The sequence below is a fragment of the Demequina sediminicola genome (genome assembly GCF_000975055.1).
Classification (GTDB): Bacteria; Actinomycetota; Actinomycetes; order Actinomycetales; family Demequinaceae; genus Demequina; species Demequina sediminicola.
On the sequence record NZ_BBRB01000001.1, the window covers coordinates 610,403 to 621,744 of the forward strand.

General features: G+C 63.4%; 12 protein-coding genes, 2 tRNA genes and 1 other RNA gene. 7 read left to right on the forward strand and 8 right to left on the reverse strand.

All coding sequences use genetic code 11. The annotated features are described in order from the left end of the window. Nucleotides 1-180: 180 nt before the first annotated feature. The gene (gene upp / locus AOP79_RS02860; RefSeq protein WP_062070233.1) at nt 181-822 is read right to left on the reverse strand and encodes a uracil phosphoribosyltransferase; all 642 of its coding nucleotides are present in this window, start codon (nt 820-822) and stop codon (nt 181-183) included. 104 nt (nt 823-926) lie between these two features. On the opposite strand from upp, the gene tadA reads away from it, so the two are divergent. The 6 genes from tadA to AOP79_RS02890 all read left to right on the forward strand — a co-directional run bounded on the left by tadA (nt 927) and on the right by AOP79_RS02890 (nt 4,991). After that, on the forward strand, nt 927-1,370 hold the full coding sequence (tadA, locus tag AOP79_RS02865; protein WP_062070235.1) for a tRNA adenosine(34) deaminase TadA: 444 nt from the start codon (nt 927-929) through the stop codon (nt 1,368-1,370). An 8-nt stretch (nt 1,371-1,378) separates the two neighbouring features. Continuing rightward, nucleotides 1,379-2,521 (forward strand): FUSC family protein, encoded by a 1,143-nt coding sequence (locus tag AOP79_RS02870; RefSeq protein WP_152647969.1) that lies wholly within the window; start codon nt 1,379-1,381, stop codon nt 2,519-2,521. 33 nt (nt 2,522-2,554) lie between these two features. Further along, nucleotides 2,555-2,645, forward strand: a tRNA-Ser gene (locus AOP79_RS02875). A 141-nt stretch (nt 2,646-2,786) separates the two neighbouring features. After that, nucleotides 2,787-3,299, forward strand: coding sequence for an LURP-one-related family protein (locus AOP79_RS02880; protein WP_062070238.1), 513 nt, complete (start codon nt 2,787-2,789; stop codon nt 3,297-3,299). A gap of 172 nt (nt 3,300-3,471) precedes the next feature. After that, nucleotides 3,472-3,759 (forward strand): helix-turn-helix domain-containing protein, encoded by a 288-nt coding sequence (locus AOP79_RS02885; protein ID WP_062070240.1) that lies wholly within the window; start codon nt 3,472-3,474, stop codon nt 3,757-3,759. Beyond that, complete coding sequence (locus AOP79_RS02890) at nt 3,756-4,991, forward strand: type II toxin-antitoxin system HipA family toxin (protein ID WP_062070242.1); 1,236 nt, start codon at nt 3,756-3,758, stop codon at nt 4,989-4,991. Before AOP79_RS02885 ends, AOP79_RS02890 begins: the two co-directional genes overlap by 4 nt. Nucleotides 4,992-5,077: 86 nt before the next feature. Here AOP79_RS02890 and AOP79_RS02895 read toward each other — a convergent pair whose 3' ends face one another. The 7 genes from AOP79_RS02895 to AOP79_RS02920 all read right to left on the reverse strand — a co-directional run bounded on the left by AOP79_RS02895 (nt 5,078) and on the right by AOP79_RS02920 (nt 11,148). Continuing rightward, nucleotides 5,078-6,496: an aldehyde dehydrogenase family protein gene (locus tag AOP79_RS02895; protein ID WP_062070244.1), complete on the reverse strand. Its 1,419-nt coding sequence runs from the start codon at nt 6,494-6,496 to the stop codon at nt 5,078-5,080. Next, complete coding sequence (locus AOP79_RS02900; protein ID WP_062070247.1) at nt 6,493-8,190, reverse strand: SulP family inorganic anion transporter; 1,698 nt, start codon at nt 8,188-8,190, stop codon at nt 6,493-6,495. The genes AOP79_RS02895 and AOP79_RS02900 overlap by 4 nt, the downstream gene beginning before the upstream one ends. Nucleotides 8,191-8,281: 91 nt before the next feature. Further along, the gene (locus tag AOP79_RS02905) at nt 8,282-9,145 is read right to left on the reverse strand and encodes an SDR family oxidoreductase (protein ID WP_062070249.1); all 864 of its coding nucleotides are present in this window, start codon (nt 9,143-9,145) and stop codon (nt 8,282-8,284) included. Next, on the reverse strand, nt 9,142-9,573 hold the full coding sequence (locus AOP79_RS02910; RefSeq protein WP_062070251.1) for a MarR family winged helix-turn-helix transcriptional regulator: 432 nt from the start codon (nt 9,571-9,573) through the stop codon (nt 9,142-9,144). The genes AOP79_RS02905 and AOP79_RS02910 overlap by 4 nt, the downstream gene beginning before the upstream one ends. Nucleotide 9,574: 1 nt before the next feature. Next, the gene (locus AOP79_RS02915; protein WP_062070253.1) at nt 9,575-10,204 is read right to left on the reverse strand and encodes an NAD(P)-dependent oxidoreductase; all 630 of its coding nucleotides are present in this window, start codon (nt 10,202-10,204) and stop codon (nt 9,575-9,577) included. A gap of 123 nt (nt 10,205-10,327) precedes the next feature. Continuing rightward, a complete protein-coding gene (locus tag AOP79_RS11530) occupies nt 10,328-11,020 on the reverse strand; it encodes a LytR C-terminal domain-containing protein (RefSeq protein WP_161794214.1) in 693 nt (230 codons plus the stop codon). Between the two features lie 38 nt (nt 11,021-11,058). Next, a tRNA-Ser gene (locus AOP79_RS02920) sits at nt 11,059-11,148 on the reverse strand. Nucleotides 11,149-11,233: 85 nt separating this feature from the next. Between AOP79_RS02920 and ffs the strand changes: the two genes are divergently transcribed. Beyond that, an RNA gene (ffs, locus tag AOP79_RS02925) (signal recognition particle sRNA small type) lies at nt 11,234-11,324 on the forward strand. Nucleotides 11,325-11,342 lie beyond the last annotated feature (18 nt).

An 11,342-nucleotide genomic window follows, 5' to 3' on the forward strand; every position in this document is an offset into this window, starting at 1 on the left:
CCATACCTGGGGAACACTCCGGCTCCACGTCGAAAATGTCACATCCACAGACTCTCACCGGGGTCTGACATCGGCCCGCACACATAAAGAAGGAGCCGGGGCGATAGCCCCGGCTCCTGACTTCTCAATGCCCATGCAGCACCAGCATCGGCCCAATGCCGAAAGTTCGTGGAGCGCTCCTTACAGGTCGACGATCCCGTACAGCCGGTCGCCAGCGTCGCCGAGCCCGGGCACGATGTAGCCCTGCTCATTGAGCTTCTCGTCAACCTGCGCGACGACGACCTTGACGTCGGCACGGTCCCCGACCGCATCTTGCACATTCTGGATTCCCTCGGGCGCTGCGAGCAGGCACACGCACGTCACGTCTGTGGCGCCACGCTCCAATACGTAGTCGATCGCCATGATCAGCGATCCACCGGTGGCCAGCATCGGGTCGATGAGAAACACCTGACGACCTGTGAGGTCCTCGGGAAGACGGTTCGCGTACGTGATGATCTCAAGGGTTTCCTCGTTGCGCTTCATTCCCAGGAAGCCCACCTCGGCACTCGGGATGAGGCGCTGCATTCCGTCAAGCATGCCCAGGCCGGCGCGAAGAATTGGCACGATGATGGGCGCGGGGTCCGCGATCTTGGTGCCGACCGTTGGAATCAGCGGGGTTTCCACCTGGCAGTCCACCACGCGCACTTCTCGGGTTGCCTCATACGCCAGGAGCGTCACCAATTCGTCGACCAGCAGGCGAAATGTCGGGGACGGGGTGTCCTTATTGCGCAGCACCGTAACTTTGTGACGGATGAGCGGGTGATCGGCAACGTGCAGTTCCATAGCCCTACGGTACCTGGGCTACGCGGGCTCCGACGTGTGCGCCCCACGGGGAACGCGCCCTGAGCGCCGGTAACCTGGAAGGCGTGAACACTTGGGAAGGGCCGATGCTCGAGGCACTTGATCTCGCGGCCCAGGCACGCGATGGGGACGATGTCCCCGTGGGCGCCGTTGTGGTCGACGCGAGCGGTGCCGTGATTGGCCGCGGGCTTAACCTCCGCGAAGCATCAGGGGACCCCACAGCTCACGCCGAAGTGGTCGCTTTGCGCGAGGCAGCAGCCACCCGTGGCCAATGGCGACTCGATGACTGCACCCTCGTTGTCACCCTCGAACCGTGCCTGATGTGTGCTGGTGCGGTCCTCGCGGCGCGTGTCCCACGCATCGTCATTGGCGCCTGGGACGCCAAGGCCGGTGCCACCGGCTCCCAGTGGGACGTGGTCAGGGATGCCCGCATCGGCTCCAAGGTAGAAGTCATCTCGGGCGTTCTCGAACACGAATGCGGCTCCATCCTCACAGAGTTCTTTGCAGCCCGCCGGCAGGCACCGCAATAGCCGCGCCGATGCCACCGTCACCTACCTCTGCCCCCGACCCTCGGGAGCCCGCACCCAAACGCCTCGACCTATGGCGTTCCGGAGCCCGCCGAGCCGTGGCGAGCCTGGGCACCATCTCACCAGCAGCCGAGCCACGTTGGCCCATCGCACTCCAAGCGGCCATCACGCTGATGATTCCGTTGCTCGTGGGTATCGCTGTTGACCGCATCGACCTCGGACTACTCGCCTGCGTCGGCGCTTTCACCGTGCCCTACTTCTCGTCACTCCCCCGGCTCGAACGTCTACGCCTACGCCCCATCGCAGGCCTAGTGCTAGTCGCGAGCGCCGCACTCGGCGCAGTACTCGGACCGCACCCCGCCGCCGCGGCATTCGGTCTCGCGACCGTGGCAATCGCCGTGGGCCTCGCCGTGCACGGATACCGACTCGGCCCGCCAGGACCCCTCTTCCCCGTCATCGTCTACGGCATGTCTGCGCACGCCACCGGTGAAGGTGTGCCAGCGACCACAGTGATCGCCTGCGTGGCTGCCGGCTGCGCACTAGCCGTCGTCGTCAGCATCGTCCCTCTGCTGCGCAGCAAACACTGGAAGATCACCCCGCGGCCACTGTCGGTACTCCTCGCCCGTCCCGTCTGGGATGCCGGGGCCAAAGAACTCGCACTCCGCACCACCATTGTTGCCGTGGCAGGCACGCTCCTCAGCGTCCTGTACGTCGACCCCGAACGCGCCTACTGGACGGTTGCGGCCGGAGTGGTGGTCGTTGGCGTGGTGCCCGGACGCGGCCCCGCCGTCAGTCGCGGACTCCACCGCACCGTGGGCACCGTGGCCGGCCTCGGACTCTATGTGGCCGTCACGACGCCACCGTTCCCGGCCGTGGTCATCGCGATCATCCTTGGCGTCCTCCAGTTCGTTACAGAAGTAGCAATCACGCGCCACTACGCCATTGCCACAGCAGCCGTCACGCCCCTCTCGCTTATTCTCGTGAGCTCAGCAGCAGGCGACCTCGGAGCCACTGAGTTCGTGAGCGAAAGGCTCTTCGACACCCTCGTCGGTGCAGGTATCGCCGTGGCCACCGCCCTCATCCACCGACCCGCAGCACCAGACCCCCACCACCGCTTCGCACCCCCACATCCCCACCCCAAGTCCACCGATTAGGTCTCACGCGGGCAGGCAGGTATTCTTTTTCGCGGTGACGTGTCCGAGCGGCCGAAGGTGCAGCACTCGAAATGCTGTGTACGGCAACCCCGTACCGTGGGTTCAAATCCCACCGTCACCGCCACTGAGAAGGGCCTGTTGTTCCTGAGTTTCCAGGGAGAACGGGCCCTTCTTTTCTTCCGGGCCACCGCATTTCCGATGCGCCGATCTATCCGTGCACTGCGCTTTCTCGCTACTGTGAACTCAGACCCGAGGAGAGGAAGCCATGGCCATCCCCCCAGCACCCGAGGGCTTTGCCCGGTTCGTCATGAAGAGCAAGTTTGGCGCGGGGCGTGACTTCCGTGTCCTGGATCCTCAGACTGAGGCAGAGTTGTACTACGTCGACGGGCACATCGGGACTCGCCCTAAGGCCGAGGTTCTCGACCCCCAAAAGAATGCGCTGTACTCAGTGCGTGGCAAGTTGTTCGGCATCCCCAAGCGCATGGACATCACGGACGCCGCCGGGCAGCAGATCGCACACCTGCACTCGCCCGCCTTCAACTTCGTGAAGGACAAGATCGAGATCACGATGGAGTCCGGTGAGCAGTTGCTCCTCAAGGGCAACATCATCGAGAAGGACTACAAGGTGCACGATGCCCAGGGTGCGATGCGTATGCAGATCACCCAAAAGTGGGTGACGATCCGTGACAGCTACACGGTCGACGTTGACGCCACTGTTGCCCCTGCCCTCGCTTTTGCGCTGGTCTGGGCGATTGACCGCTGGGTCGAGCGCGACTAAGCCGGGGCACCGAAGCATCGAGCGGACGGTGGCGGAGGCGTGCCACTAGCACCGCTCGTACAGACACGGGCATGTCGTGCCGGCGCCGCTTCTTGCGAAGCCTCGTCACTATGTTCAGGTTCCTGGCCTTTAATACTCTTAATGGCTACAATTGTGAACATAGGAGGTCCAGATGGCCGGCTACAGGATCGATCGTCAGATGCACGAGTTTGGAGAGCACGTGCGCGGCTGGCGGATGGTGCTCAACCTCACCGCCCAGCAGGTATGCGAGCGCGCAGACATTTCGCGGACCACACTTCGGAAGATCGAGTCGGGCGACGGCGGCGTGAGTTTCGCCTCGATGGCTCAGGTTCTGCGCGCACTGGGGCAACTCGATAGCGTCCTCGATGCCCTGGATCCGCTGAACAGTGACGTTGGCCGACTACGCGCGGATAGTCTCACCAGGAAGCGGGCTCGATGACGACTATCGAGACACTCATCGAGATCGACGGCCGCACGCGCCTCGTTGGGCGCGCTGACTTCACACGCTCGCGCGGCACCGTTTCCACCACGTTCCGCTACGACTCCGGGTATCTTTCAGACCGCAACGGCGTCAACGTTGACCCTGTGCTGCAGCTCGTCGAAGGCGCTCAGCATGTCTCGGGCCTACTGCCCGCTTTCGCGGACACCGCACCAGATCGCTGGGGGCGCGGCCTCGTCGACAAGGCGGAGCGCGCACGGGCGCTCGAGCAGAACCGTCGGCCGCGCGCCATGGACGATGTCGATTATCTCCTCGCAGTCTCCGACAACACCCGGCAAGGGGCACTGCGCTTCCGGCTACCCGGTGGCTCCAGTTTTGTAGGTGAAGACTCGGTGGTTCCGAAGCGGGTTGCGCTACCGCATCTTCTCCATGCCAGTGACCAGGTCACGGCCAACGCTGTTCCCGCTGCGGCCGTCAAGGAACTGCTCGACACTGGCACTACCGGACTCGGTGGCGCCCGCCCCAAAGCATCAGTACTACTCGCAGACGAGAGCCTTGCGATCGCCAAGTTGCCGCATGCAAGCGATCGCTGGGATGTCATGGCGTGGGAGGCCGCCGCGCTGGAGCTCCTTAGCAAGGCAGGCGTAGCCGTCCCGCCACATCGCCTGGTGCGCGTCTCCGATCGAAGCGTGTTGCTGGTGCGCCGTTTTGACCGCGGCCCGGCCGGCCACCGGCTCCCGTACGTCTCGGCGATGACCGCGACAGGCTCGCGCGACGGCGACCAGCGTGACTACGTCGACATCCTCGACGCCATGCGTGACATGAGCACCCGACCGCGCCAGCAAGCAGCGTCGCTGTACGACCGCATCGTCGGGTCGGTTGCCCTCGGAAATACGGACGACCATCTGCGCAACCATGGCTTCATTAGCGATGGCGTTCGATGGAGGCTCAGCCCTGTCTTCGACGTCAACCCCAACCCAGACCTCGCCAAGGCTCGGTCCACCTCGATCGCCGGGGCGAGCACCATCGGCGACGAGGCGGAGGGCCTCCTCGCACTCGCCGGCGACGCAGGCCTTACTCTCGATCACGCCCGTCAACGCATAGCCGAGATCGTGAACACGCTGAGCGACTGGCGCGACGTAGCACAGGGCCACCAGATCGCGTCGCGGGAAGTAACGATGATGGCCGAGGCGATAGAGCCGCGGCTCGAGAAACTGTCGGCGCTGGGCTAAAACGCGCGTCGACGCGAGGCTACCGAGAGCGCTGAGCCCCCTCCCCCGACCAAGGAGCCACGGAGACCTCTATTGATAGAGCGCTTCTAGTGAGTTTTCCGACCACCTACTACTTTGCGCCCAGTAATCGCCTGTGTCTTGCGGCGGCCATAGGGCGGGCGGACCACCGGGGTGAAGTCGAGGCCACGTGTCTTGCGAAGGATGGAGCGGTCGTGGCTGAACGTCTCTACGCTGGCCTCGCCGTGATACGCCCCCATGCCGCTGGCTCCCACCCCGCCGAACGGCAACTTGGCGACGCTCAGTTGCACCACGGACGTGTTGAACGTGAGCCCCCCGGAACTCGTCCGCGCCTCGAACGCCTTCCGAGTCTTGCGCTGGCGCGTGTACGCATAGAGCGCCAGTGGTTTGGGCCGGGCGTTGATGAAGTCGATGGCGGCATCGGGGCCATCGACAATGACGATGGGAAGGATGGGGCCAAAGATCTCGTCTTGCATGACTGCGGCGTCGGGGGCCACATCCAAGAGCACGGTGGGCGCAACATACTTGGCCGCAACATCGGCAACTCCCCCGGTGACTACCTGGCCACTGGTTGAGTCTCCGTCGTCGAGCAACCCAGCGAGGCGTTCAGCGTGGCGCTCGTTGATGATGCGCCCGTAGTCCTTGGACTGGCGCGGGTCTGTGCCGTAGAACTCTTCGATGGCCTTCGAAACCTCATCAGCGAGTTCCGCGCCGACGTCCGCAGTGGCGAGCACATAGTCCGGGGCCACGCACGTTTGACCACAGTTGGTGAACTTGCCCCACGCAATGCTGCGGGCGGCTTTTTTGATTGACACGCTGCTGTCGATCCACAGTGGCGACTTGCCTCCGAGCTCGAGAGTCACGGGCGTGAGGTGTTCCGCAGCGGCCTTCAGCACAATGGAGCCCACCGCGCCGTTGCCGGTATAGAAGATGTGGTCCCACGCATGCTCGAGCAGCTCGGTGGTCTCGTCGACTCCGCCTTCAACCACCTGGATAGCGTCACGGTCCAAATACTGGGGCACCAGTTCTGCCAGGAGTGCGGAGCATGCGGGCGCCATCTCGCTGGGCTTCAGCACCACCGAGTTTCCGGCCGCGATGGCTCCGGCGAGTGGCATGAGCATGAGGTGCAGTGGATAGTTCCAGGGCCCGATGATGAGGACGGTTCCCAACGGTTGACGTTGCACCGAGGCACGGGAGGTCCCCATGAGCGCCGACGACCTCACGCGCCGAGTTTTGGTCCACGATTTGAGGTTCCTCAGCAGGAGCGACACTTCCATTGATACGGCTCGCACCTCAGTAAGGTGCGCTTCCGCCGAGTTCTTCCCCAGGTCCTCCACGACCGCCTGCTCGATCCGCTCCGCAGATTCACTCAGCATCGTCCCCATCGCGCGTAACTGCTCCCGGCGCCATTTCAATGGAACGGTGCGCCCGGATGCGAAGGCTTCGCGGGTTTCGTCGATGGTCTGGGGGATCGTCGGTATCGTCATTCCTCGCGCTGTTCCTCCTCGGCAAGCTCCAGGTCCGCGATGGCTTCCCGATTGGTGGGGTAAATCGCATAGTCATCGATCAGACCCATCCGGTCGAGCCTGTCAATCGCGTCGTCACGAACCCGGCTGAAGCTCATCACAATATCTTGCTCCACCAGCCACCGTTGAAGAGCCTCGAACGACTCGGCACCTGTGACATCAATGTCGGTGACGGCTTCCATGTCCACCACCAAGTAGTCGACGTTCTCGACACCGGCGGCATGAATGGACTTCTTGACGGCCTGCGAGAAGACGTCGGCATTCGCAAAGAAGAGAGGGGCAGCCAGACGCACCACAATCACTCCGGGTGCGGTGGTGTCCCCGCGAGGAGCGTCTTCAAGCAATGATTCACCGGGGTCACCCGAGTGTTCGAGCACGTCAATGGCCGGGTTTGACGCCCGCCGTGCAAGGTTGGTCAGCGCGAGCACAAAGGCGACGAGGATCCCCGGAATCGATCCCACAAGCAATGTGACCAGAAAGCACACGACCCCAATAAAGAACTCGGTGCGGTCGCGGTGCCACAGATCTTGGAAGTCACGGAATCCAAGAAGCGGGATGATCGCCACAGCGACGATGGCGCCGATCGCCGGAGAGGGAATGTCGGCTAACAGGGACGTGCCAAACACCACAAGCAGTAGCGTGCCGGCCGCCAGGACGATCGACGGCAACTGGGTGCGCGACCCTGCTTGGTCCATCGCGGCGGTGCGCGACGTGGACGAACCGACAGTGAGACTCGCAGAGAGTCCAGCGACGATGTTGCTCGCGCCGTACGCGAAAAGGTCCCGGTTGGGTTTGACGGGGTAGCCGTTCTTTTCACTGTAGGCGCGGGAAATCAAGAGACCCTCAGCAGTGGTGATCATGGTGAGCGCCAGTGCCGAGGGGATGAGCGCGAGCCACATCGACCAGTCCAGCACTGGGAGGGTGAACTCCGGCGGACCTGACGGCACTTCCCCCAGCACGTCGATGCCTGACTCCTCAGCGCCCACCGCGACCACGATCACGGTTGCAACAATGAGCACCACGAGGGCCCACGGCACCATGGGCCTCCAGCGGCGGCCGAGCAGCAAGATGGCCACAGCAATCGCGGACAGCACCAGTGACCACACATGGAACTCACCCATGTCCCCCACCAGCGTGGACACCTTGTCAATGAACTTGCTCCCGGCCTCCTGGGAAATGCCGAACATCTTGGAGACCTGGCTCACCATGATGTCGAGCGCCAGACCGCCCACGAATCCCACGAGGATGGGTTTGGACAAGAAGTTCGCCAGGAAGCCCAACTTGAAGTAGGACAGCGCCAGGAACATGACGCCGACGATGATGGCTTGAGCAAGGGCGAGCGTCGAGTAGTCCTCGCTTCCTGCGACAGCCAAACCACCCAACGACGATGCCACCAGGGCGGCGGCCGCTGCATCGGGCGATGCCACCACTTGCCGCGATGAGACGGTCAGCGCATAGACGATCGTGGGCAGGATCAAGGCATAGAGCCCTGCTGTCACAGGCAGTCCCGCGATCTGCGCATAACCAATGTTCAGAGGCACGGCGATGGCGATCAACGTGACGCCTGCCATGACCTCCCGCGGGAGGTTGTCGCGCGTCAGCCCAGGCAAGAACCGACGCCGCGCCGCTGTGTCCCCTTCGACCGCATCGGCCATGTGCCCGCCTTCCGCTCCATCACGCATCCACTACGAGTGGTTTTCAGCGTAGCCAGCAGGCGGGCTGTCCGCGCGGTGGCGGCGGGAGTGATTACTGGGCGGGGGCCCACACTTCTGCACGGTCGCGCACGTATTCGGCCATGGTGGTTGCCGGGGATCCCGTCAGCTTGCGGATCTTCCTATTGGGGAAAGCCGAGACGTTCATCCGCACCACACGGTGGATCATCTTTTGCACTGCGATGTAGTCCTCGGGATACCCCTGGCGGCGAAGGTCATGCAGGTATGACTCCTCCGAGGGGCGGTTGTACACGATGGGGCGTCCCAGTTGTGCGCTCATGATCTCTGCAACCTTGGCGTAGGTCAGCGACTGTTCTCCCGACAGCGTGTACGCCTTGCGAACGTGACCGGGCTCGGCGAGCACTGCCGCAGCGACACGCCCAATGTCGCGAGCGTCAATGAAGGCCGTGCGTGAACGCCCTGCGGGCACAAAGATCTCGCCGCGCTCGCGAATGCTCGTCACATATGCGGTCTCGAGGTTCTGCATAAAGAAGTTGGGGCGCAGCATGGTGTAGGGCGCCTTGACCTTGCGTAGGTATGCCTCGACGGCGTGGTGCGGGGTGCTGCGGTTGCCCTGAACGCCTTGCAACGAGAGAAACGCGACCTGCTTCATGCGCGCACGCTTGGCCGCATCGATTGTGGGAAACAGGTACGTTTGGACGTCCTCAATTGGCGGCGGGCGCATGAGGAACATGCGGTCGCAGCCTTCCATGGCGGCGTCGAGGTCGGCATCGGGTGACCCGAACTCAAAGAGACGCACTTCGACACCCTCGGGCAGGACCGCGGCGTCGTCCAATGACCGCACCCCCGCCACGACCTCTTGACCACGTTCCAGCAGGTTCGTCACCGTCGGGAGTCCTACGGTTCCTGTGGGTCCAGTGACAAATACTTTGCTCATCGTTGCTCCTCGGTGGTGCGGGTCAGGGTGTGGGCGAGGTGGTCAAGCTCCTCGTCATCGAGTCTGCTGAAGTGTGGTGCCAACGCGGCCTGGGCATCGGCTTCAAAGTCCCGGACGATGCCGCGGGCACGTTCCGTCAGCCGAACGACCTTGGATCGAGCATCGGTGGGGTGCGGGGCGAGTTCCACGAGCTCCTCGCGTGCGAGCGGCTCGATGGTTTGGGTGATGGCGCCTCGGGTCACGCCGATGTGGGTTGCCAATCGTCCCGGCGTGACGTCAGTGGGTCCGTGGGCAAGCGCGAACAGCAGGTCGATCTGAGACCTGGTGAGCGAGATGCCGTCGAAGGGGCGTCCAGGAAGGGAGGCAAGGCGGCGCTGCCACCAGACCAGCGATTCGAGGACCTCGGCAATGCTGTCCGCGCGGGCCATGTCAGGCGCTAATGAACGGCATCTGGTGCACGTATGTGGTGTCATCCACTTGTGTGACCAAGAAGTCTGCCAGGTCGTCACGGCTGATCTGGGTGCTGGCGTTCACGCCAACCCAGCCCACGCGGTACGTGCCCTTGCCCGGGTTTTCTGTGAGGCGCGGTCCGCGTGCGACGGTCCATTGCAGGGCCGATGCTTGAAGGACTTCGAGGTGACCCTCAGCGTCTGCAAGGACGTGTCCCGCCATGATCTTCAGCAGCGTGCGGATGATGCGGTCGGGCACGCCAGGCTTGTCTTGCGCTGCGCGGAGACCTCCCCCAGAGAGGGTGACGAGGCGCGTGACCCCGGCTTCGTCCATCGCCGTCACGATGTTGGTAGTGCCGCGGGTTTGCAGGTCCTTCTCGGAGCCTTTGACTTGGCCGAAGAGGCTGAGGACGGCGTCTGTGCCTTCGATGGTGGAGGCGACGGCGGCCGCGTCAAGGACGTTGCCTTCGATCACGGTGAGGTTGTCGTGTGTGGGAATGCGGGAGGCGTCACGTGCGAGGGCACGGACGGTGTCGCCGCGTTCGAGTAGACGGGTCAGGACGCGCGAACCGGTCTTACCGGTCGCGCCGAAGAGTGCAATAGTAGCCATATAAGTAGTTTAGCGACTAAACCATCTAGGCGCTGGGACTCAAGGCCCAGGCGTCGTGAAGCCCGCTGAGATGCTCGCGGTGACGCCTGACATGACGGCTGTTGTGACGCCATCACGAGGCGACTATCCCTCGCTTGGCTCCGGTGAAGGCTCAGGACTAATCGTCGCGAGCGGGTTAGCAGGCAGGTCACCTGGTGCGAGCCGCGCCTCCACGCCATCGACGGGAAGGCAGGTCTCACTAGCGGACAAGTTGAGTTCCGGATCCAGTTCCGGCGCCGACTCGCTCCGCAGACCCGGGCTTGTCGCGTAGGCCTCTCCAAGAATGAGGTCAAGCGTCACATCTTCTCGCTGGTCAAGCGTGAGCTCCGCCGCGGTGAACTGAAGTGCAAGGGTGTATGCCTCAGCCACACCGTTCTCCCCAAAGAGAATCCGCACTGTGCCGTCGTAGGTACGCGACCAGTTCTGCGAACCCACCACCCGGAAGCCGCGACTATCCAGCGCCGTCGCCGTCGTCCCGGCCAAGCCACTGGTCTCGGTGGCGTTGTTCACGCGCACCACGACCTGATCAGCAGCAACAGGCTTGGTGTCAGGAGGCGGGCACACAAGGTTCGATTCCGTCTTAATGACTCCTGCGGGAGTGTGAATAGCCACGCTGAACGGGCCGTCTGCGCTGCCACGATAGATCGCGAGCGAAGCGATGGTGAGTGCTGTCAGCACAATGATGACAACGCCGAACACGACAAGTTGGCGTTCGCGGCGCCGGCGGCGCGTTACCGAGGCAGGCTTGACCTTGCCAGGAGTGGGGGCGTCTGTCACGTGTTCCACCTCTTGAGCAGGGCGCGTCGGGGACGTCTTGGCGGAGGATAGGGGATTCGAACCCCTGAGGGCTTTAACACCCAACACGCTTTCCAAGCGTGCGCACTAGGCCACTATGCGAATCCTCCAGGCGACGAAATGCTACCCGAGCATCGGCTGAACTCCTAACTGAGCCGAATTTGGCACGCGGAAACAACCGGCTACACTGAAGCCAACCCCCCACGTGGCGATATCTCGCCCAACTCCCCCAGGGCAGGAATGCAGCAAGGGTAAGCGGGCTCTTTCGGGTGCGTGGGGGGCCTTTTCATGCCCGGGTGCAGCG

What these genes read in the sequence shown, in the direction of transcription:
- AOP79_RS02890 (WP_062070242.1), top strand. Translation starts at nt 3,756, where the DNA reads ATGACGACTATCGAGACACTCATCGAGATCGACGGCCGCACGCGCCTC.
- AOP79_RS02870 (WP_152647969.1), top strand. Translation starts at nt 1,379, where the DNA reads ATGCCACCGTCACCTACCTCTGCCCCCGACCCTCGGGAGCCCGCACCC.
- AOP79_RS02905 (WP_062070249.1), bottom strand. Translation starts at nt 9,145, where the DNA reads ATGAGCAAAGTATTTGTCACTGGACCCACAGGAACCGTAGGACTCCCG.
- AOP79_RS02915 (WP_062070253.1), bottom strand. Translation starts at nt 10,204, where the DNA reads ATGGCTACTATTGCACTCTTCGGCGCGACCGGTAAGACCGGTTCGCGC.
- AOP79_RS02880 (WP_062070238.1), top strand. Translation starts at nt 2,787, where the DNA reads ATGGCCATCCCCCCAGCACCCGAGGGCTTTGCCCGGTTCGTCATGAAG.
- AOP79_RS02895 (WP_062070244.1), bottom strand. Translation starts at nt 6,496, where the DNA reads ATGACGATACCGACGATCCCCCAGACCATCGACGAAACCCGCGAAGCC.
- AOP79_RS02910 (WP_062070251.1), bottom strand. Translation starts at nt 9,573, where the DNA reads ATGGCCCGCGCGGACAGCATTGCCGAGGTCCTCGAATCGCTGGTCTGG.
- AOP79_RS02885 (WP_062070240.1), top strand. Translation starts at nt 3,472, where the DNA reads ATGGCCGGCTACAGGATCGATCGTCAGATGCACGAGTTTGGAGAGCAC.
- upp (WP_062070233.1), bottom strand. Translation starts at nt 822, where the DNA reads ATGGAACTGCACGTTGCCGATCACCCGCTCATCCGTCACAAAGTTACG.
- AOP79_RS02900 (WP_062070247.1), bottom strand. Translation starts at nt 8,190, where the DNA reads ATGGCCGATGCGGTCGAAGGGGACACAGCGGCGCGGCGTCGGTTCTTG.
- tadA (WP_062070235.1), top strand. Translation starts at nt 927, where the DNA reads ATGCTCGAGGCACTTGATCTCGCGGCCCAGGCACGCGATGGGGACGAT.